The sequence below is a fragment of the Flavobacterium sp. Sr18 genome (genome assembly GCF_011064265.1).
Classification (GTDB): domain Bacteria; phylum Bacteroidota; class Bacteroidia; order Flavobacteriales; family Flavobacteriaceae; genus Flavobacterium; species Flavobacterium petrolei.
This window is the reverse complement of record NZ_CP049329.1, coordinates 3,753,647-3,779,096: the sequence shown is the minus strand read 5'-3', so window position 1 is coordinate 3,779,096 and position 25,450 is coordinate 3,753,647. Positions and strand designations below refer to the sequence as shown.

General features: G+C 34.9%; 21 protein-coding genes. 19 read left to right on the top strand and 2 right to left on the bottom strand.

Features of this window, described 5'->3' with window-relative positions:
- Window positions 1-38 precede the first annotated feature (38 nt).
- The 17 genes from G7A72_RS16415 (at window position 39) to G7A72_RS16335 (ending at window position 20,445) form a co-directional block, all read left to right on the top strand.
- Window positions 39-2,735, top strand: a complete 2,697-nt coding sequence (locus G7A72_RS16415; protein ID WP_165153538.1) for an aminotransferase class I/II-fold pyridoxal phosphate-dependent enzyme — start codon at window positions 39-41, stop codon at window positions 2,733-2,735.
- 849 nt (window positions 2,736-3,584) lie between these two features.
- Complete coding sequence (locus G7A72_RS16410; RefSeq protein WP_371807554.1) at window positions 3,585-3,971, top strand: plasmid mobilization relaxosome protein MobC; 387 nt, start codon at window positions 3,585-3,587, stop codon at window positions 3,969-3,971.
- The gene (locus G7A72_RS16405; protein ID WP_165153534.1) at window positions 3,959-5,275 is read left to right on the top strand and encodes a relaxase/mobilization nuclease domain-containing protein; all 1,317 of its coding nucleotides are present in this window, start codon (window positions 3,959-3,961) and stop codon (window positions 5,273-5,275) included. Before G7A72_RS16410 ends, G7A72_RS16405 begins: the two co-directional genes overlap by 13 nt.
- A 17-nt stretch (window positions 5,276-5,292) precedes the next feature.
- Window positions 5,293-7,275 carry a conjugal transfer protein MobC gene (mobC, locus tag G7A72_RS16400; protein WP_165153532.1) on the top strand — a complete coding sequence of 661 codons (1,983 nt, stop codon included), beginning with the start codon at window positions 5,293-5,295 and terminating at the stop codon, window positions 7,273-7,275.
- Between the two features lie 219 nt (window positions 7,276-7,494).
- Window positions 7,495-7,674 (top strand): hypothetical protein, encoded by a 180-nt coding sequence (locus G7A72_RS16395; RefSeq protein ID WP_165153530.1) that lies wholly within the window; start codon window positions 7,495-7,497, stop codon window positions 7,672-7,674.
- Between the two features lie 371 nt (window positions 7,675-8,045).
- Window positions 8,046-9,608, top strand: coding sequence for a type I restriction-modification system subunit M (locus tag G7A72_RS16390; RefSeq protein WP_165153528.1), 1,563 nt, complete (start codon window positions 8,046-8,048; stop codon window positions 9,606-9,608).
- Window positions 9,609-9,688: 80 nt separating this feature from the next.
- Window positions 9,689-10,855 (top strand): restriction endonuclease subunit S, encoded by a 1,167-nt coding sequence (locus G7A72_RS16385; RefSeq protein WP_165153526.1) that lies wholly within the window; start codon window positions 9,689-9,691, stop codon window positions 10,853-10,855.
- Window positions 10,856-10,938: 83 nt separating this feature from the next.
- Window positions 10,939-11,385, top strand: coding sequence for a hypothetical protein (locus tag G7A72_RS16380; RefSeq protein ID WP_165153524.1), 447 nt, complete (start codon window positions 10,939-10,941; stop codon window positions 11,383-11,385).
- An 11-nt stretch (window positions 11,386-11,396) separates the two neighbouring features.
- Window positions 11,397-11,774 (top strand): GxxExxY protein, encoded by a 378-nt coding sequence (locus tag G7A72_RS16375; RefSeq protein ID WP_165153522.1) that lies wholly within the window; start codon window positions 11,397-11,399, stop codon window positions 11,772-11,774.
- 371 nt (window positions 11,775-12,145) lie between these two features.
- Window positions 12,146-13,093: an Abi family protein gene (locus tag G7A72_RS16370; protein WP_165153520.1), complete on the top strand. Its 948-nt coding sequence runs from the start codon at window positions 12,146-12,148 to the stop codon at window positions 13,091-13,093.
- Window positions 13,094-13,114: 21 nt separating this feature from the next.
- Window positions 13,115-15,991, top strand: coding sequence for a type I restriction endonuclease subunit R (locus G7A72_RS16365; protein WP_165153518.1), 2,877 nt, complete (start codon window positions 13,115-13,117; stop codon window positions 15,989-15,991).
- Between the two features lie 226 nt (window positions 15,992-16,217).
- Window positions 16,218-16,520 carry a hypothetical protein gene (locus G7A72_RS16360; RefSeq protein WP_165153516.1) on the top strand — a complete coding sequence of 101 codons (303 nt, stop codon included), beginning with the start codon at window positions 16,218-16,220 and terminating at the stop codon, window positions 16,518-16,520.
- A complete protein-coding gene (locus tag G7A72_RS16355; protein ID WP_165153514.1) occupies window positions 16,507-17,196 on the top strand; it encodes a hypothetical protein in 690 nt (229 codons plus the stop codon). Before G7A72_RS16360 ends, G7A72_RS16355 begins: the two co-directional genes overlap by 14 nt.
- A 170-nt stretch (window positions 17,197-17,366) precedes the next feature.
- Window positions 17,367-17,798: a hypothetical protein gene (locus G7A72_RS16350; protein ID WP_165153512.1), complete on the top strand. Its 432-nt coding sequence runs from the start codon at window positions 17,367-17,369 to the stop codon at window positions 17,796-17,798.
- Window positions 17,799-18,038: 240 nt separating this feature from the next.
- Window positions 18,039-19,229: a trypsin-like peptidase domain-containing protein gene (locus G7A72_RS16345; RefSeq protein WP_165153510.1), complete on the top strand. Its 1,191-nt coding sequence runs from the start codon at window positions 18,039-18,041 to the stop codon at window positions 19,227-19,229.
- A 98-nt stretch (window positions 19,230-19,327) separates the two neighbouring features.
- Complete coding sequence (locus tag G7A72_RS16340) at window positions 19,328-19,606, top strand: transposase (RefSeq protein WP_165151468.1); 279 nt, start codon at window positions 19,328-19,330, stop codon at window positions 19,604-19,606.
- 23 nt (window positions 19,607-19,629) lie between these two features.
- Window positions 19,630-20,445: an IS3 family transposase gene (locus G7A72_RS16335; RefSeq protein WP_241258541.1), complete on the top strand. Its 816-nt coding sequence runs from the start codon at window positions 19,630-19,632 to the stop codon at window positions 20,443-20,445.
- Between the two features lie 153 nt (window positions 20,446-20,598).
- On the opposite strand, the gene G7A72_RS16330 is transcribed toward G7A72_RS16335, so the two are convergent.
- The gene (locus G7A72_RS16330) at window positions 20,599-21,303 is read right to left on the bottom strand and encodes a hypothetical protein (protein ID WP_165153508.1); all 705 of its coding nucleotides are present in this window, start codon (window positions 21,301-21,303) and stop codon (window positions 20,599-20,601) included.
- 365 nt (window positions 21,304-21,668) lie between these two features.
- Here G7A72_RS16330 and G7A72_RS16325 point away from each other — a divergent pair, with 365 nt between their 5' ends.
- On the top strand, window positions 21,669-22,760 hold the full coding sequence (locus tag G7A72_RS16325; protein WP_165153506.1) for a Fic family protein: 1,092 nt from the start codon (window positions 21,669-21,671) through the stop codon (window positions 22,758-22,760).
- A gap of 646 nt (window positions 22,761-23,406) precedes the next feature.
- On the opposite strand, the gene G7A72_RS16320 is transcribed toward G7A72_RS16325, so the two are convergent.
- Window positions 23,407-24,177 (bottom strand): LexA family transcriptional regulator, encoded by a 771-nt coding sequence (locus G7A72_RS16320; protein ID WP_165153504.1) that lies wholly within the window; start codon window positions 24,175-24,177, stop codon window positions 23,407-23,409.
- 88 nt (window positions 24,178-24,265) lie between these two features.
- Here G7A72_RS16320 and dinB point away from each other — a divergent pair, with 88 nt between their 5' ends.
- The gene (dinB, locus tag G7A72_RS16315) at window positions 24,266-25,447 is read left to right on the top strand and encodes a DNA polymerase IV (protein ID WP_165153502.1); all 1,182 of its coding nucleotides are present in this window, start codon (window positions 24,266-24,268) and stop codon (window positions 25,445-25,447) included.
- The last annotated feature ends 3 nt before the right edge of the window (window positions 25,448-25,450 follow it).

Sequence of the window (25,450 nt, the reverse complement as noted above, 5' to 3'; positions counted from 1 at the left end):
AAAAAAGATACTAAACTGTAATTAAAAATGGAATACTCATGGCGAAAATAAAACACAATCATTTTATTGATACGGTCGATGAAATGCTAGCAACAGCAAAAAAGGAAGGCACAATCCATCTCTATGCCGAAGATAAAATCCTTACTGGACGTACTCTTCAAATCAATGGCACAGCACTATTCCATTTTGCCACTACCAGTTATCTTGGACTTGAATACGACAACAGGCTGAAAGATGCTGCCATTTGCGCTATTACAAAATACGGTACCCAATTCCCGCTTTCTAAAACATACCTTTCACATCCACTATATCATGAACTGGAAAACAAAATTGAAGCTATGTATGGTGTACCCGGAATAGTAACCAAGAATAGTACACTCGGACACTTTGCGGTCATACCAACTGCAATACGAGATGAGGATGGAGTGCTACTGGATCATCAGGTACATTGGAGTGTCCAAAATGCCTGCCAGCTATTAAAATTAAGAGGAATTCCTGTCGAGATGATTCGGCACAACAATCTGCAAATGTTAGAGGACAAAATTAAAGAGTTGTCCTCCAAATGTAAAAAGATATGGTACATGGCCGATGGTGTTTATTCCATGTTTGGTGATTATGCACCCATTTCAGATCTGCTGGAACTATGCAAAAAATATGCACAGTTGCAACTCTATTTTGATGATGTACATGGGATGAGTTGGAAAGGCAAAAATGGTACGGGCTACGTTCTTGATATGCTAAAAGAACTACCGGAAAACATCCTGATTGTAGGTACCTTGAGCAAGACATTTGGTGCCAGCGGAGCCGTCTTCATCACCTCTGATACTGCGTTGCGTAATCGGATTAAGAATTTTGGAGGTCCACTCACTTTTTCAGCCCAATTGGAGCCTGCATCGGTGGCTGCGGCATCGGCTTCAGCGGCTATCCATCTTTCACCAGAAATAACTATTTTTCAACAAGAACTCGCGCAAAAGATTGGGTATTTCAATACGCTGATAAAGGCTACCTCGCTTCCTATGATAGCCCCGAATAATTCTCCTGTTTTCTTCCTCGGTACAGCCCTGCCTCTGACCGCCTATCGATTAGTGCAGCGCCTTTTCAACGAAGGTTATTTTGTTAATCCAGGACTGTTTCCGGCCGTCCCTGTAAAAAATTCAGGTCTTCGTATTACTGTTTCCCGTAACAATAAACAAGAAGATATAAAGGGACTTATCCAAGCTTTAGAATATCATTTTCCAAAAGCGCTGGAGGAAACCTCCAACTCGCTACATCAAGTGGCAAGGGCATTTGGTATTCCTGAAATAGGACCTAAAAAAGTAAAATCGATTCCGCAGACCTCACTTAATTTCCAATACGAAACATCGATACAACACATTGATAAGGCCACTTGGAATACACTTCTTGGCGGACAAAGTTCATTTGATTGGGATGGACTTTCTTTCCTGGAAGATACTTTTAAAAATTCAGCCGATGCTGAAAATAATTGGAGTTTTCACTATTACCTAATCACTGATGCAACTGATGTTCCGGTACTAGCCACTTTTTTTACCTTTGGGTTATGGAAAGATGATATGCTTGCCCCTGAGTCCGTTTCACAGCAGCTTGAAGAGAAAAGAATGAGAGATCCTTTGTACCTGACCTCAAAAGTTTTAAGCATGGGCTCGCTTTTTACCGAAGGCAATCATTGTTATATCAAAAAACGACACCCTTTGGCTGAAAGCGCAGTACTATTGCTATTAGAACAGGTTGAAATTCTGAATCAAAAACTGAACGCCGACATGCTTGTGCTACGTGATTTTGACGAAGACGTACAATTGAATCGCATCTTTCACAATCGGGGGTTTATAAAAATAAACATGCCGGAAACCTGCATCATTGAAAATGTGTCTTGGAATAGTATCGAGGAGTTTGCCGCTACCCTTTCCGCTCGTTCCAAAAAGCATTTTACAAAAGAAATTTTACCTTTTGAAAACGCATTCGAAATCCTCATAAAACAACAATTAACAGAAGATGAAATTACACAAGGGTATCATCTCTTTCAAAATGTAAAAAATAATAATTATGCCGTTAATACCTTTACCTATTCAATCGATGTCTTTACAAAAATGGCTGCTCATCCTCATTGGGAATTTATACTCCTCTATCTAAAAAATACTGAAGATTCACAACAGAAAAGTCCACTAGTTGGAATCCTTTTCTGCTACAAAAATTCAGACCAAACGTATGTACCCTCCCTAATTGGTATGAACTATACAGTTCCAAAAAAGTTCAGTTTATACCGTCAACTTTTATTTCAGGGCATTAAACGGGCACAGGAACTGGGTTATAAAAAAATTGATTTGGGAATTACCGCCACATTTGAAAAGAGAAAACTAGGAGCCAGAGTGATTCCAAAAGTAGCTTATGTTCAGGCAAAAGATAATTTTTCGATGGAGCTTTTAGGTACTATGCAAATAAAATATATTCCAGCTAAAAAAATAGTGGCAATTTATCTTAATTTTTTTCAGCGAAGTGCCGGTCCAAAATCCAGATTAATTACGTATCCATTTATAAATACTTATAAAAAATGCCAATCCACTAGAAGTACTCCATACTGTGCGTACTTCAATAGGGATTGGCTACTTTGTATTTACTTTCCTTCGCCCAAAGTATTGAGCTTTTCCGTCAATTCCACTAGCCCAGCTTTCTGCAGGCATTCGTCTGCCAACATTTTTAATTCCTGCACACTCTCTTGAGAAATGTTCCCTAATAATGACAACAATTTGTCATCCTCTTTACCAGACAAGCCCCGCTCAATAACTTGATTTAATAACAGTACATTTTTTCGTGAAATTTTCAAATCAATTTTCACCATCTCATTCATCCCAGGCGTGCTCAATATCGTATCAAACACTTTGGCCACATCATTTGTTGTCAGCATAATTTTCAAGTATTAATTAATAATTTACTGTTACAAAGGTATACAGCACGTACTACATTATCATGGGCGAAATATACCTATGATAGGTTAGATTACTGGTGCTTACTTAACTTCGTATCTGATTCAAATTATGAACTTAAAAATTCATCGTACTTGATGCTATTTTTTCTTTACGACAAGTGCCAAAAACCTTCCTAAAAATAGTCAGGACTTTGTCACTTTTAAATCGAAATATAGCTTTGAAAAAGCACTTTCTAAATCAAAAATTTTGAACAAAACCGATTTGGATTTTGAGGGTCGAACAGTTCAAGTTTTTCTTTATCGTGCCTTTTCCTTGAGTATTATAGGTAAAGACAATAATACACTTTGCAAAAACTGTAACATTTCAAAAATTATAGCAGTAGGCTTTCAAACGCTACGAAATACTGTTTTTACAATTTAAGATATCAAAAAGAGGTAATAGTCTCAGAATTCTGTTTTTTGGTATTTTAAAACAATTGAAAATTCTAATAGACATTAAAGTCTCCGAAAGATTGCCACGTTCCTGCAATCGGCAAGATGTCCGGTTGTATCACAACCGATATCTTGCTGCCTATTCACTCGGAACTCGTGGGCAGTGACACTGCAAAGATTAAAAGAGTTTGAAACACTAAAATGAGAGATGATGAAAGAGCAAAACAACCGAACAAAGTGGCTTCATCTGCGGTTAACCCCTGATGAATATCAAAAGATATTGAAGGAGTTTAATAGATCAACCTGCCGAAAAATAAGCGATTATGCGAGAAAAAATCTTTTACAGAAACCTATCGTCAATACCTATCGAAATCAATCCTTAGACGATTTTATGGCAGAAATGATTCGCCTGAGAGGCGAACTTAATGCTATAGGAAACAACTTTAATCAGGCTGTAAAAAAACTTCATACGTTACATCAGATTACCGATTTTAAGCACTGGCTCATCAGCTATGAATTGGAAAAAAAGATTCTTTTTAATAAGGTGGATAAAATCAAAAAACACATTCAAAAATTTGCAGAAACATGGTTGCAATAATCAAAACTGGTCATTCTATAAATCGCATTTTGAACTACAATGAAAACAAAGTTCAGCAGGGAGTAGCAGAATGTATTGGCGCCGGAAATTACCCAGTTGATATCGAAAAAATGGTCTTTACTATGAAACTAAACCGGTTCTTAAAACAGGCTGATTTGAATGAAAATGTGAAACGGAACAGCGTGCATATTTCGCTCAATTTTGATGGGACTGAAAAAGGAATTTCAAAAGAGAAACTAATGGAAATAGCGGATACGTATATGGCGAAAATTGGTTTTAAAGAACAACCCTATCTGGTGTATCAACATCATGATGCGGGACATCCTCACATTCATATCATTTCCCTAAAAGTCAGGAATGACGGCAGCAGAATTGACATGCAGAATATTGGTCGAAACCAGTCTGAAAAAGCCCGAAAAGAAATTGAAACAGCGTATGGATTGGTTCAAGCAGAGAAGCACAAACGAGAAAAAGAATTGGTCGTAAAACCTGTTGCTACCAACAAAGTGGAATACGGACGTACTGAATCCAAACGAGCCATAACCAATGTATTGGATAAAGTGATCCAGAATTATAAATACACCAGCCTGCCCGAATTAAATGCCGTGCTCCAACAGTATAACATTGTAGGAGACAGAGGAAGCGAAAATTCGAGAATTTTCCAAAATAGAGGATTAGTGTATCGCATACTGGATCAAGGTGGTAATAAGGTTGGTGTTCCTATTAAAGCCAGTGACTTTTACAGCAAACCAACACTTAAATTTTTAGAAGATCGATTTATTGAAAATGAAAAAGCGAGAATGCCTCATAAATCAAGAATAAAAAATGCTGTTGATATTGCATTATTGAACAACAAAAAAATGACAATTCAGGAATTGGCAAAAATAGTAGAAGTGTCAGGAATCAAAATGGTTCTTCGGCAAAATTCGGAAGGTTTACTTTACGGAATCACGTATGTAGATCACCACACTCAAAGTGTATTTAATGGAAGTGCATTAGGCAAATTATACAGTGCAAAAGCCATTCAGGAGCGCTGTGGTTTAAATGAATTGGTGCATCAAAAGACAGCTGATTCCAAAGTTAAAAAATCGAATGGAATTACAACGGACGGAGACTCCAGAGAAGTCAGATCTACTTCTGTTGGTCAAGATTCTAAAAAAAGTATAGCAGGTGATGCTACCAACGAGATAGCAAAATTAGTTAACGCACTCACACAGTCGGAACACGATTCTTCTTATCTGCCGAATCAACTAAAAGGCAAGAAGAAAAAAAAGAAACGAAAAGGATCCTCTGATAACCAATAAACGAAACTATTATGGCTATGCAAACAGGAGAAAACGATCAGGCATTGCGGAAAATACTCGACATGACCCGACTCATTAGTATTGTACTTTTACTACTCCATTTTTATTATTACTGCTATACCTCCTTCCAAGAATGGGGCTTTGTTAGTGCCTTCAGCGATTCTATTTTAGGTAACATACAGCGTACGGGATTGTTCCGTTATTTTCATAAATCCAAGATTTTTACTTTGGGATTTTTATTGATTTCCTTACTTGGAGCAAAAGGCCGCAAAGACGAAAAACTAAATCATAAAACAGCTATTGCTTATATCATAACAGGTGTATTAATTTATTTTCTGAGCTACTTATCGCTGTTCCTAAAAACAGATACTACTGCAAAAGCAATTGTTTATATCGGTAGTACGACTATCGGATTTTTAGTAATGCTTTCGGGAGGTACTTTACTCTCACGGATTATAAAAAACCGGTTGAATAGCAACGATATTTTCAATAAAGAAAATGAAACCTTTCCGCAGGAAGAACGATTGCTGGAAAATGAATATTCCATCAATCTCCCGGCGCGGTATCATTTGAAAGATAAAGTCCGAAACAGCTGGATTAACATCATCAATCCCTTTCGTGCGTTGATGGTTTTGGGAACTCCAGGATCAGGTAAATCTTATTTTGTTATTCGGCATGTTATTACCCAGCACATTCGCAAAGGGTTTACCATGTTTATTTATGATTTTAAATTTGACGACCTTTCAAAAATCACTTATAATACTTGGCTGAAATACAAACACCTCTATCCTATTCCGCCACAGTTTTATGTGATTAATTTCGATGACCTGACCCGCACCCACCGATGCAATCCCTTGGAGCCTTCCGCTATGACCGACATCACGGATGCTGCTGAATCAGCGCGAACTATATTACTGGGTTTAAACAAGGAATGGATCAAAAGACAGGGTGACTTTTTTGTCGAATCACCGATCAATTTTCTGACTGCGATCATCTGGTATTTAAGGAAGTATAAGGAGGGTCAATTTTGCACGCTGCCGCATGTTATTGAGCTCATGCAGCTCGACTATGATAGTCTGTTTACGATATTGCGTACGGAGAAAGAAATTGAAGTACTCATCAATCCATTTATAAATGCCTATCTCAATGATGCCATGGAACAACTGGAGGGACAAATTGCTTCCGCGAAGATTGCTATGGCCCGACTCTCTTCACCTCAATTGTATTATGTACTATCCGGAAATGACTTTACATTAGACATTAATAATCCAGCTGAACCCAAGATTGTCTGCATGGGCAATAACCCTCAGAAAATACAAATTTATGGTGCCGTATTATCACTGTATGTTTCCCGTTTAATCAAGTTAGTGAATCAAAAAGGTAAACTCAAAAGCAGTCTTGTCTTTGATGAATTTCCTACTATCTATCTCAACAATATGGATAGTCTGATTGCCACCGCACGAAGCAATAAAGTAGCCACTTGTTTAGGAATTCAAGACTTTAGTCAATTGCGTAAAGATTACGGTCGCGAGCAAGCCGATGTGATTATGAACATCACCGGAAACATCGTCAGCGGTCAAGTTACTGGTGACACTGGCAAGCAATTGTCAGAGCGTTTTGGAAAAATTATGCAGGACAGAGAATCGCTATCGATAAATAGTGGCGACACTTCCGTAAGCCGTTCCAAACAATTAGAGTCGGCCGTCCCTCCTTCCAAAATTTCCTCTTTAAGTTCCGGTGAATTTGTTGGCATGGTTGCCGATGATCCTAACTGCAAAATTGATCTAAAAACGTTTCATTGTGAAATTGTCAACGACCACGAACGTCTAAAACAAGAGGAAGATAATTTTAAAGATATTGCCATTATTAGGAAGATCGATAATACAATTGTTCAGCGGAATTACCTGCAGGTAAAACAGGATATTCAAGAAATTATGCAATCAGAAATTGAGCGCCTTTTAAATGATCCGAGTCAGGCCTATTTGGTATTGAAAAAGTGAGATAGTTTACTCCCGATGAAATTAGTAGTTTATATTGGATTGAAAAACCTACTATACACCTATTCACATCTTCCATGAGATGACACTAAAAGCCAGCGAACTCACTTTTTTACCGCTGGAGTATCATGAAGTATCGCAAAAATTCGACATAGTAGTATTTTTAAAAAACTACAATTTGTATTGTGATACAAAGATGTTACACAAGCAATTTTCATCATCATGCAAGACATATTGGGAGAAAAATCCCTCTACCAAAACATCAATTTTGTGCAATTGGCACAAGTACCGGATAACAAGAAAGGATTGATTCAATTATACGATTTTCAATTGTTTCTAGACAATTTAAACGGTGCGGAATTAAATAATTATTTTCTCAAAATGTGGAAAACCGTAAGATAACCGAAATTTTATAGTATAGATTTGACGGGATATTATTAATCTAAACCTCACTACCAAATGAAAAAATAAACGACAACAAAAGGCACATGCAGCAGCTCCAATAAAAAGAAGCTGCAAGAGTCAATAAATAGTTAAGTTGCTCCTGTTGAATAGTAAAATAATGGGGAACAGGCAACTTAAATATCACTAAAAGTGGGTATGGTAAAATTCTATAATACTTCGTTTATTTACACAAATACAATCAAAATAAAACAAACGGTATGGAATTATTGTAATTTGAAAATCACTTTAGGGGTTTCCTCTTTTGCCTTAATGAATTATTCAATACTTTAGCACCAATAAATAGTTTCATTAAAAACAATACTTGCTTAATGGCAGCCGAACAAAAACAAAAATTAGAACAACAACTCTGGAACATCGCAAATACCCTACGTGGCAAAATGGATGCTGATGATTTTAGAGACTACATATTAGGTTTCATCTTCTACAAGTACCTGAGTACTAAAATGGATTTGTATGCCAACACCATACTACAACCCGACGGTTTGACTTTTCAAGAAGTGGTAGGACATCCTGACGAAGCCCTCTTGATGCAAGAAATAAAACAATTGGCTATTGACAAATTAGGCTTTTTCCTGGAGCCTGCCGATTTATTCTCAGAACTAGCACGCAGAGGTAACGCAGGCGGAAAAAACAATTTCATCCTGGGCGACCTTGCCAAAGTACTCACGCACATTGAGCAAAGTACCATGGGTTCTGAAAGCGAGGAAGATTTTGGCAACTTGTTTTCCGACTTAGATTTAACTTCTCACAAACTAGGAAAGTCCGAAGCCGATAAAAACGAATTGATCGTAAAAGTCTTGATTCACCTCGACGAAATTGACTTTGATTTAGAAAATACCGATAGTGATGTACTGGGCGATGCTTATGAATATTTAATAGGACAGTTTGCTAGTGGCGCAGGCAAGAAAGCAGGCGAATTCTACACGCCACAACAAGTCAGTAGCATCTTGGCGCAATTAGTAACCGTAGGTAAAGACAAACTCAAGAGCGTCTACGACCCAACTTGTGGTTCGGGTTCCTTGCTGTTGCGTGTAGCCAAAGAAGTAAAAGACGTTAGTGCTTTTTACGGACAGGAAATGAATCCTACCACCTACAACTTGTGCCGCATGAACATGATCATGCACGATGTACACTACAAACGATTTGATATTAAGAACGAAGATACTCTGGAACGCCCACAACATTACGATATGCGTTTTGAAGCCATCGTGGCCAATCCGCCATTCTCAGCCAACTGGTCTGCGAGTCCGCTACACATGACCGATGATCGTTTCTCGGCCTACGGGAAACTCGCACCAAGCAGTAAGGCTGATTTTGCTTTTGTGCAACACATGGTGCACCAGCTGGATGATAACGGAACTATGGCCATTGTTTTGCCACACGGTGTTTTGTTTCGTGGGGGTGCCGAAGGACACATACGCCAGTATTTGATCAAGGAGAAAAACTACCTCGATGCCGTAATAGGTTTACCCGCCAATATTTTTTACGGAACGAGTATTCCGACTTGTATTTTGGTCCTAAAGAAAAAACGCGACAATCCAGATAACATCTTGTTTATAGATGCCAGCCAACATTTTGAAAAAGTAAAAACCCAAAACGTATTGCGTACCGAAGACATTGACAAAATCATTACTACTTACGAAAACCGTTTGCCTGAGGTTAAATACAGCCACGTTGCTCTTATAAGCGAATTAGAAACCAACGATTATAATTTAAATATTCCTCGTTATATAGATACGTTTGAAGAAGAAGATGCTGTTGATTTAACTGCTATTACCAATGAATTGCGAGAATTGGCTGTTCTTAGTAAAACAACAGATACAACAATTGAAGGTTTTTGTACTGAATTAGGAATTGAAACCCCATTTTAATGAATACAGCAACTTTACACAGCGAAAAGAAAAAAACATTGATTCCACAATTGCGTTTTCAGGAGTTTGATGATAAATGGATGGTAAAAAAGTTTTCTGCTTTATTAAAAGAAGGACGTTTAGGAGGTAATTATGAAAATTCCGAATCTAACAATGGAATCCCTGTTATTAAAATGGGAAATTTAGGAAGAGGTGAAATAAATATTAATAAAGTCCAGTTTTTACCTGAGGATATTGAATACAATAAAGAAGATGTATTAATAAAAGGAGACTTATTATTCAATACAAGAAATACTTTAGAATTGGTTGGAAAAGTTTCGATTTGGAGAGAAGAATTGCCTTTCGCACTTTATAATTCAAACCTAATGAGAATGAAATTTAATAATGAAATAGAAACATCAAATGTTTTTATGAATTATTATTTCAATACAAAAAACTCAATAAATCAATTACGACGGTTTGCTACGGGAACAACAAGTGTAGCGGCTATTTACGGAAAAGATTTAAAAGGTTTCAATGTTGCTTTTCCCACTCTCCCAGAACAACAAAAAATAGCTTCTTTTTTAAGTGCAGTGGATGAAAAAATACAGCAATTGTCCCGCAAAAAGGAATTAGTAGAACAATACAAAAAAGGCGTCATGCAACAATTGTTCTCAGAAAAATTGCGCTTTAAGGATGAGAATGAAAAGGAATATCCAGAGTGGGAGAAGAAAAAATTGGGGGATTTGGTGAAAATCAAAAGCGGTAATAGTCCTTCAGATTACAACTTTATTGATGATGGGGTTAATCCATTTATAAAAGTTGAAGAATTAAACAACTGTAGTAAATATCAAAATAAAAGTAGATTTTACTCTAACAATCATAAAAATTTAATAGAATCATTTTCGGTTATTTTTCCCAAAAGAGGTGCAGCAATATTAAATAATAAAGTTAGGATTAATGATTGCCCGATATTAATGGATAGCAATATGATGGCACTTATTCCTTTCAGAAAAGTATTAGATGTTGAATTTTTATATTCTAAAATAGTTATGGCAGAATTGTATAAAATAGCAGATACCTCCTCCATTCCGCAAATTAACAATAAACATATTGAACCATTTGTTATTTCTACACCCTGCCTTGAAGAACAACAAAAAATCGCTAATTTTTTATCGGGGATCGATGGTAAAATAGAACAGGTGAATGGGGAATTAGTAAAAACGCAAGAATTTAAAAAAGGATTGTTGCAGCAAATGTTTGTGTAGAATGTCTGAACCATGATTAAAAAGGATTAGAGGATGAAAAGGATTTTTTTATTGTAGAATTCAAAAAAAATCAAGAAAATCAAGTGAATCACGAAAATCAAGGTTCAGACAGTAAAAAGAATCAAGAAAATCACGAGAATCACGAAAATCAAGGTTCAGACAATAAGAGGAATCAGGAAAATCAAGTAAATCAAGGTTCAGACAATAAGAAGAATCAAGAGAATCACGAAAATCAAGGTTCAGACAATAAGAGGAATCAAGAGAATCACGAAAATCAAGGTTCAGACAATAAGAAGAATCAAGAGAATCACGAAAATCAAGGTTCAGACAATAAGAGGAATCAGGAAAATCAAGTAAATCAAGGTTCAGACAATAAGAAGAATCACGAAAATCACGAAAATCAAGGTTCTGACAATAAGAAGAATCAAGTGAATCAAGAAAATCAAGGTTCAGACAGTAAAAAGTATCAAGGTCCAGACAATAAGAAGCATCAGGAAAATCAAGGTCCAGACAATAAGAATAGTCATTAAAGTCAATACAAATGAAATATCAAGAAATTACTCAAAAGATTATTGGCGCTGCTATGGAAGTGCACAAAACTTTGGGAAATGGTTTTCAAGAAGTCATTTATCAAAGAGCCCTCGAAATAGAAATGCATACGATGGGTTTAAATTATCAGAGAGAATATGAGATGGATATTTATTATAAAAAAGAACGTATTGGCGGTCGCAGAGTCGATTTTTTTGTTGAGAATTGCATTATGGTCGAGCTAAAAGCATTAATACAAATGGAAGATGTTCATTTGGCGCAAGCTATGAATTACCTGGAGGCCTATAATGTCGAGATTGGTTTGCTAATTAATTTTGGAGCAAAAAGTCTTCAATTTAAAAGAGTACATAATAACAGTCTAAAACCATGATTTTCTTGATTAAGAGGAAAAAAAAGGATTTTTAAATTTATATCATCCAAAAAAATCAAGTGAATCAAGTGAATCAAGGTTCAGACAATAAGAAGAATCAAGTAAATCAAGGTCCAGATGATTGTGTAAAAAAAGACAGTAAAAAGTTAAAGGTGTCGAATGCGACACCTTTACAAAAATATAACATCATGAATTGATTATGAAAATAGCGTTAAAAAAGATCGTAGATTTAAAAAAATGTCGCATATTTGCGCCACAAATCGCCACATTTGTGTCCCGATTTTTTTATACTGACAGTTGCTCAACGAACAATAATACACCTCTCATGCCTCTCCTAGATGCACACTTGAGAGGTTTTTTCTTTTTATGCCATGAGTAAAAAAAACTACGACAAAACACCGTTATCCTTTCAGGATCAAGTATCACTTTTGAAACAAAGGGATTTAGTTGTTGACAGTGAACCAAAGGCAATTGACTATCTACAGGAAATAAGTTATTATCGGTTGAGTGCCTATTTTTTGCCTTATCAAAAAACAAAGGACAAATTCAATCCCAATACCAACTTCAAACAAATCATCGAAACGTATTCGTTTGACCGCGAATTAAGATTACTGGTTTTTGATTGTATTGAACGCATTGAAGTGGCCATTCGTACTCAAATGGTGTATGGTATGGCAATGCATTATAACGATTCCCATTGGCAGGACAATCAAAATCTGTTTATTACACCCTATTACAACAAAATAGGTAATCTTGTCGACCCGTATTCTGATTTTCAATCTATTATCTCTAAAGCCAAAACCGCTAGAACCCCGGAAGTGTTTATCAAACATTATATGGATCATTACAACAAACCCTCAAATCCGCCATCGTGGATGTGTTTAGAATTACTGACAATGGGTGAATTATCTCACTTGTACAGAGGATTAAAAAACAATAGTGACAAAAAAAGGATTGCCAACTTCTTTGATGTTCATCCAACGGTATTCGTATCGTGGCTTCATACGCTCACGTATGTGAGAAATATTTGTGCACACCATTCGAGATTATGGAACAGAGATTTGGCTATTGAACCAGAAAAATTGTTAAAACCTGTTGGTAATTGGGTAAGCAAACCATTCGAAAACAATAAAAGAATGTTTTACTTCATTTGTGTTTTGAAATACTTGATAACGAGAGCAAATCCGGGAAATAGTTTAAAGGATAAGCTTCAAAACCTATTTAAAAAATACCCAACGGTGCCTATTCAATACATCGGAATTCCATCAGACGGAAAAGGAAGTGCATTAGATTGGGAAAATGAACCTATTTGGAAATAAAAAACGCAGAACAAAAATAATATGAGCCACCAATCCGAAGCCACATTAGAAAACAACTTAATCAAGCAATTGCGGGGTTTAGGCTATTCATCTGTCAAAATTCAGGATGGAGACGCTTTAGTTTCTAACCTTAAAAGTCAGTTGGAAGTTTTTAATGAAACCACCTTTGCAGCCAAAGAGTTTGATGCCGTTTTGAATCATTTGGCCAAAGGCAATGTATTTGAAAAAGCCAAAACACTTCGGGATCGCTTTCAATTAACCAAGGAAGACGGCACTTCGTTTTACGTTCGGTTTTTTAATGCAGAGGATAACAGCAAGAATTTATATCAAGTTACCAATCAAATATCATTAGAAGGAAGCTATAAAAATCGTTTTGATGTCACACTTTTGGTTAATGGTTTACCATTGGTACAAATAGAATTGAAGCGTTCCGGCATCGAAATCAAAGAAGCTTTTAACCAAATCAATCGCTACCAAATGCATTCCTTTTGGAGCAACCACGGGTTGTTTCAATACGTGCAATTGTTTGTGATAAGCAATGGCGTCAATACCAAATATTTGGCCAACAATAAATTACAATCGGTTAAACAAACCTTCTTTTGGGCTGATGCAAATAATAAAAACATCACGGAGTTGTCCGAGTTTGCTGCTGCTTTCCTTAACCCAAACCAATTGGGTAAAATGATAGCCCATTACATCGTGATCAATGAAACCCATAAGGTCATGATGGTTTTGCGTCCGTATCAATTTTTTGCTACTGAAGCGATTATTCACCAAGTCAAAAACTCGAATGACAACGCCTACATTTGGCACACCACAGGATCGGGTAAAACCTTAACTTCCTTTAAGGCCAGCCAAATTTTGATGGAACTGCCCGAAGTCTACAAAGTCGTTTTTGTGGTTGACAGAAAAGATTTGGATTACCAAACCATGAATGAGTTCAACGCGTTCAAGAAAGAGAGTGTTGATGTTACTAATAACACCCAATCGTTAGTAAGACAATTGACCGACAATACTAAGTTGGTTTTGACCACCATACAAAAATTAAACAATGCCATTTCGGAACGGTTTTCGGGCAAAATAGAGGCTTTACGACATAAGAAAATCGTTTTTATATTTGATGAGTGCCATCGTTCACAATTTGGAGAAACGCACGACCGTATTACCAAATTCTTTGAGAAAAGTCAGCTAATAGGCTTTACAGGAACACCCATCTTTGCCGAAAACGCTTCCAAGAATGATTTAGGAAAGCGCACCACCAAAGATTTGTTTGGTAACTGTTTGCACAAATACGTCATTACAGATGCGATTCGGGATCAAAATGTTTTGCGTTTTGGGATTGAATATGTGGGGAAATACAAGAATAAGAGCAATGCTTTTATTGACATAGAAGTAGAGGACATTGACAAACAAGAAGTTCTAGATTCCAAAAAGAGAATTAATAAAATTGTAGATTACATCATTGCGTATCACGATCAAAAGACGTTCAATAAAGACTATTCGGCACTGTTAGCAGTCAGTAGTATTGATAATGTGATTCAGTATTACGACCTTTTTCAACAAAAGAAAGAAGCTGGAGCACACGACTTGCGCATTGCTACTATTTTTACGTTTGGCACCAATGAAGATTCCCAAGAAGCACAAGATTTCTTGCCGAACGTTGATGATTTTGATATGGCAGCAGAGCCAAAAGCCAGTTATCAATCCAAACACACCAGAGACAAGCTGGAAAAATACATTGGAGATTACAACAAAATGTACAATACCAGTTTTTCGACCAAGGACAGCCAACAATTTGAGAATTACTTTAAAAATATAAGCCAACGATTGAAAGATCGAGAAAAAGAAAACTTCAATCACGAGAAAGACCGTTTGGATATTGTGATTGTGGTGAATATGATGCTTACCGGTTTTGATGCTAAAAAAGTAAATACACTTTATGTAGATAAAAACTTGAAGCAACACGGTTTGATTCAGGCGTATTCCAGAACCAACAGGATATTAGGAGAACAGAAGTCACAAGGAAATATCTTAGCCTTTAGAAACCTAAAAAAAGCTACTGATGAGGCTATTACTTTGTTTTCGAACAAAGAGGCTATTGAAGTAGTTACCATGCCCGATTATGAGGCTATTGCGGAGAAGTTTGATGAAGCCTTGAAACTTTTACGAGAAATTACACCTACGTATCAAAGCGTCAATGATTTAAAAAACGAAGAAGAAGATGCGCAATTTGTGCAAGCGTTCAGAAAGTTGATGCGAGCCATGAATGTATTGCAATCCTACACTGATTTTGATTGGGAGGATTTAGGAATTGATGAGCAAGAATACGAAGACTACAAAGCCAAGTATCTTGACATCTACCAAAAGGTGAAGCAGGATACTGAAAAGCAAAAGACATCGATTCTGGATGACATTGATTTTGAATTAGAATTAATCCATACCGACCAAATCAACGTGTCGTACATTCTGAAATTGTTAGCGCAACTAAAAGGGGAAAAAACACCAACGGCAGCAGCAGCGCAAAAGAAAGCTATCATTGATTTGTTGGGAGGAGACATTCAGCTACGAAGCAAAAGGGATTTAATCCAAAAATTCATTGATGAGAACATGCCCAACATCAAAGACGGTGATTCTATTGAAGATGAATTTGAAAAATACTGGCAAGATCAAAAAGTCTTGGCATTAGGCAAACTTTGCGAGGAAGAACACCTGGACAAAGCACAATTCAAATCCTTAGTAGATGCATACATTTACAGTGGCAGAGAACCCATAAAAGATGAGGTTTTTCAATGCTTAGACAACAGACCCAGCATCCTGCAAGCGAGAACTATTGGTGACCGAATTATTGTGAAAATGAAGGAGTTTGTGGAGGTATTTGTGAAGGGGATGATGGCATAATCTATGTAAGATTATAAATATAAAAATATTTTAATTTGTAATAATTTAATTATAGATTCGCAAAAGTAAAAAAAAACAATCTTTACAAGATAAATCATTCTAATGCAAGTAGCTAAGTCTGATTTTGTCAAACATATTATAGTAGTTAGGCGCACGCAAACCGAAAATACGAATAAACTTATAGTTTATTAAAGATAAATAATTTCTAAACATTGAATTAACCAATATGACTGCAAAAAAGGCTAAAGAAGAAATACTTAAAAAATGGTATGAAGACCCAGTTAAAAAGTGGTTTTCAGTTTTTATGGGATTTCTTAGTGTTGCTTCTATAGGTTATGCGTTTGCAAGAATTCAAATGACATTAGAATTCCGAATGGAAAAATATGAAATTAGACAAGATTTTAATGAAAAGTTGAGAGGTCAAATCGATGATTGTAGAACTCAAAAGCAAGAATTAGAAAACACAAGAGTCAATGAAATTGAAGAAGTAGTTAAAAATTTAGAAAAAAAATTCGATGGAAATAAATAAAAACTATAAGATAATTGTCTTTATTTTATCTATTGGATTGATTCTATCAATATCATTATTATTGATGTTTTATATTGATAACCAAAATTTAGAAAAACAGATTGTTAAAAGAGAAAAGCTAATTAAAAAAGCTGTTGTAAAAGACGTTGAATTATCAAAGCAGAAAACTAAAAATGACAGTATAATTGAACATTATATAGATGATTGTGGAATTAGAGTTAACAATAAAAAAGTATCTTCAGATGAACTTTTAAAATTGATTTATTCTCAAATAAAAGAGGTTGAAGAATTGACTTCAAAAAATTCACAATTGAATGATTCCTTACAAATTTGCCAGTCTTTTGTTTCATTAACAAAGAAAAGTATTGATGTAAAATACAATGTTAAAAAGGAGGATAATAAAATAATTGCTAGCATAAATATCAAACAAGATTCTTTAAATATTTATAAAAAACTCTATCAACTTATGAAAAGAGATTATGGCATATTTTATACTATAGAAGAAAATAAAGATTCAAGAACCTACGTAAAAATATACTCTAAATTAGATTCTGCACTTTTTGTTTACAAACATTATAAGCACGTTTTAAGTACAGATTCTAAAGGAAGCTTATTAATTGATCTACCTACAAAAAAAGAAATTAGAAATAGTACAAGCAATCGGGGAAAAAAATAGCCAGCGCCTAACAGCTGCGAGCAATTTGGGGATTTGGCTTAATTTAAATATGGTTTTGTACTTGAAAAGTTAATGTATAACCGAAATTTTAGGCTTCACCAATCCGTAACATCGCCATGCGACCTAACGTTACCAGATATTGAACCTGATGCTACTAGAAAGTGCAAACTATGAAAAATATTATCCTATTAATTTTTATAATTTTCTGCTTGAATTCCTGTTCGAATAAAAAAGAGGAAAAAGTCTTGTCAAAGTCAGAGAAGTTAACTGATTCATATTTTCAAGCTGATTCCGAGCTAGAATTTGAAAATGAAAAAATTACATTAATCTCAATAATGCGCGGAATACCAAAAGATTCAGTTTATTTAATATTGAGAGATTATTACGCAAAAAATGATTTGTCGTTTGATATTGATAGTAAGTCTACAGAAAATTTTATTGATACTATTTCGAAAAATAGAAAGATGTCAAAACGAAAGATTGCTTCCATAATTTTCAATTTTAAATATGAGATGCAGACAAAGGATGAAATTGAACAAGATGCGATAGAAAATTATGAAGACTTTAAAAAAGATGATAGGGAAAGTGAAGATGAATACTAACTCATCAGCTGGTAATAAGCACTACAACGGATTTGGGAATTGGGCTTAATGGAAAAATGGTTTTCTATTTGGGATGATTAGGCAAATCCGAAAACAGCTTAATATAATCCAAACCCGAAGTAGTTCCAGAAAGTTAGCGGAAAGCGTATCCGAAATGGAGGAGAACATTGATACAGTTTTTTTTACAACTAATAATTCCTAATCTCAAGTTAAAATAGAAATCAATAATAAAAAATTTAAATGGTAAAAAAATTAGTCATACTATTAGTATTAATTGCAAATCAAAATGGATATAGTCAAAATATATTAAATGATATAAAGCAATATTTAAGTTCTACGGTTACCATATTTTTAGATGATAACACAAAATCAGGAAGTGGTTTTATCATTGATAACGGAAAAATAGTAACTAACTTACACGTTATTGAAGGTAATAAAAATGGGTATGTTATTATAAATGGAACAGATATAAAGCATAAAATTGAGGGCTATTTTGACTACGATAATCGAAATGACTTAACAATATTGTCAGTACCATCATTAAAAGGCTTACCTTTAATTTTAGCAGATGAACTCCCAAAAAACGGAGATAAAGTTTTCGCTTTTGAAAACCCTGTAATTTCCACTAAAGTTTTTTTGGAAGGTAAGATTGAATATTCAAGTAGCACACTTGTGTCTGGAATTATTAAAACTTCAATTCCGTTAAAATTTGGAAATAGTGGCGGAGCTTTAGTAAACACAAAAGGTCAAGTTTTAGGTATTATTTTTGGTGCTACATTGACATCAGACGAAGAATTAGATGCAGGTTATGCAATTGATGTTTCATTTTTAAAAAATCTTTTAAATAATAAAAATGAAATAGAAAAAAAATTAAATATAATTAATGATACTTACTATTATTTGAATCAATTCAGATTAAATTACAATGCTAAAAATTATTCAGTTGCAATGTCTGACATAAATAAATCTATCGAATTGAACCCTCAACTATTTATGTTATATTATAATAGAGCAAATTTAAAACTCAAATTAAATGATTTACAAGGGTGTATAGTTGACTGTAACAAGTCTATCGAGTTTGTTCCAAATTTTGCATATGCTTACTATATCCGAGGGATTGTTAAAATGAAATTAAAAAATAATAGCGCAGCAAAAGCTGATTTGAATAAAGCAATAGAAATTGATAAAAATTTTGCATCTGCATATAATATGAGAGGTATTGTAGAAGGTAATCTAAAGGATTTCACCCGGGCGATTGAAGATTTTGATACTGCAATTAAAATAGAACCAAAAAATAGTTTGTTTTTTTTAAGTAGAGGAGGCTTCAAATATTTCTGTACAAATAAAAAAGAGGGATGTCAAGACTTTCAAATAGCTAAAGAATTAGGTCATAAAGATGCACAAATATTTTTAGACAAATTTTGCAAATAACAACATAAGAAAATGACACTATTATGCTGACCCCCAAAATTCGGACAATATATCCCGACTAATTTAGATAGGAATAAAAAGCTTAAATTAGCACTAATATGTCAAGAACAAGAAGAACCTTCGGAAAAGACTTCAAAGCCAAAGTTGTTTTGGAAGCCTTAAAAGAGAAAGATACCATCGAGGTATTAGCAAAAAAATACGAGTTGCTGCCCAACCAAATTTCAATGTGGAAGTCCGAAGCGATACGGAATCTTTCTGCGGTTTTTTCTGCAGAAAAAACGCTCGTTGCCAAAGATGAAATTCCAACAGAGAAACTCTATGCTCGAATAGGTCAGCTGACTTTGGAGAATGACTTTTTAAAAAAAAGTCTGGGTTAGTATCGATCAGTGAGCGAGTGAAAATGGTCGATACCCAAAATAAATTGAGCATTGTCAAACAATGTCGCTTATTAGAAATTCATCGTGGCGGTCTTTATTATAAAGCAAAACAGGAAAGTTTAGAGAACTTAAAAATAATGCAATTATTAGACCAACAGTATTTTAATACTCCATTTTATGGCTGCAGGAAACTGACGTTTTGGCTCAAGGATTTAGGTTTTAAAGTGAATCGCAAACGGGTAAAACGATTGATGCAAATCATCAATTGGCAAACCATTTATAGAGAACCTAAAACAACAGTGAGTAATAAAGAACATAAGAAATATCCTTATTTACTCAAAGGTTTGAAGATTACCCATAAAAATCAGGTTTGGGCAACAGATATCACCTATATTCCTATGGCAAAAGGATTTATGTATTTGACTGCGATTATTGATTTGCATACAAGATTTGTTTTGAACTGGAGTGTAAGCAATACAATGAGTGCCGATTGGTGTGCCGATATTTTGCAAGAAACTATACAAAAGTATGGTGTGCCTGAAATTTTCAATACAGATCAAGGAAGTCAATACACCAGTGAGGTTCACACCAATGTACTATTAAACAATGAAATAAAAATTTCTATGGACGGTAAAGGAAGAGCTATTGACAACATTTTTATAGAAAGATTATGGAGGACAGTCAAATACGAGAATGTATATTTACAAGCATATACTGATGGAATCAGCCTTTATAGAGGACTCAAAGATTATTTTGAATTTTATAATACACGGCGAATTCATCAGTCACTAGATTATGGAACGCCTTATAATAATTATTACAAAAAAGAAGTGGCATAAAATCAGAATAACTTTTTTTGGCTTCTTAAAACAGCCAAAAGTTATCTCCGATTTTAACCAAGATAATAGAATATAAAACTAAAAACCTATCTTAAATCGTTGAGATTTCTGTCTGAAAAATGGGTACAGCATACTATCCTATTAATTGTTTTTTTAAATTAAATTTTTCTTTTCAAAATCATTAATTATTTGCTCAATAGTAATTTTTTTTAGCAAAATTCTATACTCTTTGAACATTTTATTGAAATCAATTACAATATCTTCCAATGGTATTGCGATTAACTTGTTTTTAAGAATATTAAATTCTTTTTTTGGGTTTCTTATTGCATACACTGTTGGTTTTTCAAGCTGTCTATAAAATATTATGTGGTCGTTTATAAATGAATGTTTATAAGCATTATTAATATCACTCAAATTTTTTAAAAAATCTTTATAATCAATAAAGAATTTTACGTCATCAAATTTATTCTCATTCCATTTTCTTAATAAATCGCCAGTAGATTCTATCTCTAATATATTTGGATAATCTCCTAAAACCTCTCTTTTTTCAACAATGTATAGCAAAACTATAAGTTCATCAACAATCATTCGTAAATCAGACATAACGTGTATAATTTCAATGTAAGGACTAATCTTAACTTTGCTACTTGTTAAACCATTTCTTTTTTTGAAATTAATATTATAAATTTCAACATTTTCGCATATTGAAATTAAGGTATCATTGAGATAATCTAACCTATTGAAAATAAATAAGACTTTATTACTTAAATTTCCCCAAAATTGAGAGGAAGAAAATTCGGGGATATCGTCTGCGTAGATTTCTTTAGTAGAATCTCTATAAATATCGAACTGAATCATATTTTAGTATCTTTAAATAAATTATAAATTTGATAAAATTAGTCAAAAAGTTAATTCAGAAAATTGAAACGTTGTATTTATTGCAAAAAAGAAACTAGAAAGTAAGCAATAATGCCTCCCGCTGACAGCCATTTGGCAGTATTGCGGGTTTCGGCTTAATTTGTAGATTTTTTTATATTTTAAAGATTTAGCAAATGTGAATTAAAAAATTTAATTGAATCTCAAAACTAGCGTTGACGCTTAATGTTGTGCGGTGAATAATCAACTTATTCACCGCATTTTTGCTACGTATTAAAATTATTTACACCGCAAAATTACTTTCATACGGTAATTAAACGCTATATTTACCGCAAAAATGCGGTACTATGTATATTTATCAAAAGAAAGAGTGGCCAAATTTCATTTGGGATGCAGCTATCATTACGCCATTACTTGGTAAAGTAAGGCATCAGCAAGGAATAATACTGGGTTTTATGCAAGGACTTGGCTTTCGTCTACAAGAAGAAACGGTGCTTCAAACATTGACTCTTGATGTAATTAAATCAAGCGAAATTGAAGGCGAACAACTCAATCATGATCAAGTACGATCTTCGATAGCAAAACGATTAGGCATTGAGATTGCTGCTGCTGTACCAGCTGATCGCAATGTAGATGGTGTTGTCGAAATGTTGTTAGATGCCACACAACGCTATGAAGAACCGCTAGACGAGGAGCGTTTATTTGGGTGGCATGCAGCGCTTTTTCCAACAGGTAGAAGCGGAATGTATAAAATTAAAACTGCAGACTGGCGTGATGGTGTGATGCAAGTAACATCTGGTGCAATGGGGAGAGAAATAGTGCATTTTGAAGCACCGGTAGCAGCTAAAGTACCCCATGAAATAGATGTCTTTTTTAATTGGTTTAATGATGAACATTCACTTGATCCTGTTTTGAAAGCGGCATTTGCTCATTTATGGTTTGTTACCATACATCCTTTTGACGATGGAAACGGTCGTATTACTAGAGCTATTACGGATATGCAATTAGCACGAGCGGATCAAAGTAAAAAGCGATTTTACTCCATGTCAGCACAAATTCAAATTGAGCGTAAAACATATTATAGCATTTTAGAAAAAACACAAAAAGGTGATCTCGATATAACAGATTGGTTGGACTGGTTTTTGAACTGTTTGTTGCGTTCTATGAAGCAAACAGACCAGACTATTGCCATGACTTTAAAACGTGCTCAATTTTGGGAAATTAATCACAATATTGATTTTAATAATCGCCAACAGAAAGTTACTCAAATGTTACTTGATACTTTTTTTGGAAAACTAACCGTTTCTAAATACGCAAAGATAACTGGCGTTTCTACTGATACTGCGCTAAGGGATTTACAAGATTTAATATCTAAAGGTATTTTAGCACAAGAAGGTGCAGGAAGAGGTACTAGTTATAAGTTAATTGATATAGCGTAAATCTATGTTATTAAGGCGATTATCTAATAATAAACTTGATGTTATTTGAGTACTAGTTTTAAAGGAAAAAATATTGATTTTATGTAAATGTCAAGTTATTTGCTCAAAAAACTTGACATTTTAAATTGAATTATTTCATGGATTTATTTGCCCAAGTAATTTATTACTTCGGTTTTTATTTTTTTTTGTGGTCAATTTTTCATCTAGTAAAAGAGGAAATAGATAAGAATTCATGGATTTTTGGTTGTAGACTTTTAAAATCTCGACCGAATGAACTCGCAGCTTAAAATCTAAATGTACCCCGCTGCTGCACGAATTCTTTCGTGTAGTTCGTGATTAAGGAACAAAGATTTGAGGATAAAAAATATAATGCATTGAAATTATAAATTTAATAAGACATTCGCTCTGAATTGAATTCCGTGTCCATTACATGTTGTAAAAACTAACTTCTCATAAATCCCACGTTAATAACTATTTCTTCACATTTCCTAACAACCAATTTCAACCTTCTCTAATTTTGTAAAATGAAACTACGAAGCAAGCATAAAACTCCAACACTGTAATTTTACTTCACTGACTATTCTTCAGCTTTAAATTGCTCTCTCTCTGAAGCCTCCTGACTTCGGTATTCCTTTATAAAGATAGCCTACATATAACGGTTAATTTTCAAATCATTAATATCTCTTTTTAACTCTAAAAACATATTAGTCACACTTACAGTTTCCGGTACTTGCTGTTTTTCGTCTGTCAATCCAATGTTACAGACATATTCCCAAATTTCAAGTATAGCGGAAACCTTGACTTCATAAGGAGGATAAAAATTGTTGTCTGACGCTACAACGAGTGCATTCATTTTGTTTTTATTCAATCGCTTGTACACCATACCTTCATTCTTGGTGATCAGTATGTAGGTCTTGCCATCCTTGACATCTCCTAACTTTTCAATATACCGTCCAACAATGATGGATCCATTTTCATGTGGTGGCATCGAATCACCTTCCACCGGAAAACCCCTATGCTTCCCAGATCCCAAAAATGGTAATGAAATTTGCTGCAGACTTTCAATATATTCCGGATCGGCATACCCATTCAAATACCCGGCTTTTACTTTCTGTGTGACAACTTCTATAAAATTTTCTCCCTTATTATCTACCGTAATCGGCAATACTAATCTGTTATTTTCCAATTGCAACAAATCATCCACCAGAATTTTTCGAACATCCACAGATAGCAACAGGTCTATACTGATGTGATAGTAATGCGCTATCTTCTTCAATATTTCATACGGGGCTTCCGAGGTTCCATCTTCATATTTGACATACCTGCCCCTGGTTATCCCTAAGGATTCCGCCAGCTTTTCTTGCGAAATTTTATGTTGTACCCTAAGGTTCCTGATGTTGTCGGAAAATAAAGACATAGGTATTTTGTTATAATTTGTAACAACAAATATACTAAAATTTGTTAGTATCTGTACTAATTTTGTAACGTATAAAAAAGAAAAGAAGATGGAAAGAGCGATTGTACATATGGATTTAGATACTTTTTTTGTGTCCTGTGAAAGACTGGGGAATTCAAAACTGGAGGGAATCCCTTTGATTATTGGTGGCGGGGATCGTGGTGTCGTAGCTTCTTGTTCTTATGAGGCTCGGACTTTCGGAGTACGTTCCGCCATGCCTATAAAAATGGCACTCCGCCTCTGCCCGCAAGCTAAAGTAATGAAGGGCGATATGGAATTATATTCCAAATTATCGCATGATGTAACCGAAGTCATCCAAGAAAAAGCACCAATTGTAGAAAAAGCCAGCATCGATGAATTTTACCTCGATATTACCGGTATGGATAAATTTTACGGCGGCTACAAATGGACCAACGAACTGGCACAATCCGTTACCAAAGAAACAGGATTGCCGATAAGTTTTGCGTTATCGGTAAACAAAACGGTTTCCAAAATTGGTACTGGCGAAGCCAAACCAAAAGGAAATTTTGAAATACCCGAAAGTAAAGTACGGTCTTTCCTAAATCCACTTTCGATTCAAAAAATTCCTATGGTGGGCGAAGTGACTTTTCAGTTGTTATCCCGAATTGGAATCCGTACCATTCAGACGCTTTCAGAAATGCCTGCCGAAGTATTACAGCGAATGATAGGCAGGAATGGCATCGACATTTGGAAGAAAGCCAATGGCATCGATAACAATCCGGTAGAACCCTACACGGAACGCAAGTCCATTTCAACAGAACATACTTTTACTCAGGATACCATTGATATTCCAAAATTAAAATCAATACTGATCGGAATGGTGGAAAAATTGGCTTTTCAGTTGCGTTCTGAAGAATGGCTGACTTCCACTGTGGTGATCAAAATTAGATACTCCAATTTTGACACCGAAACCAAACAATGCAAAGTAGCCTACACCTCAGCCGATCACACGCTGACCAAAACAGTTACCGATTTATTCGATAAAGTATACCAACGTCGCATGCGATTGCGACTAATCGGAATTCGTTTCAGTGGGTTGGTTCGTGGCACTTATCAAATTAACTTGTTTGAGGATACCGAAGAAATGTTGTCTTTGTATCAAGCCATGGACAAAATGAAAACACGCTATGGATTTGATGCGGTGATGCGATGTGCCGGGGCCACCTTTAAACCCAACAACAAATCGGAAATTTTAAAACGTAAATCATAATCC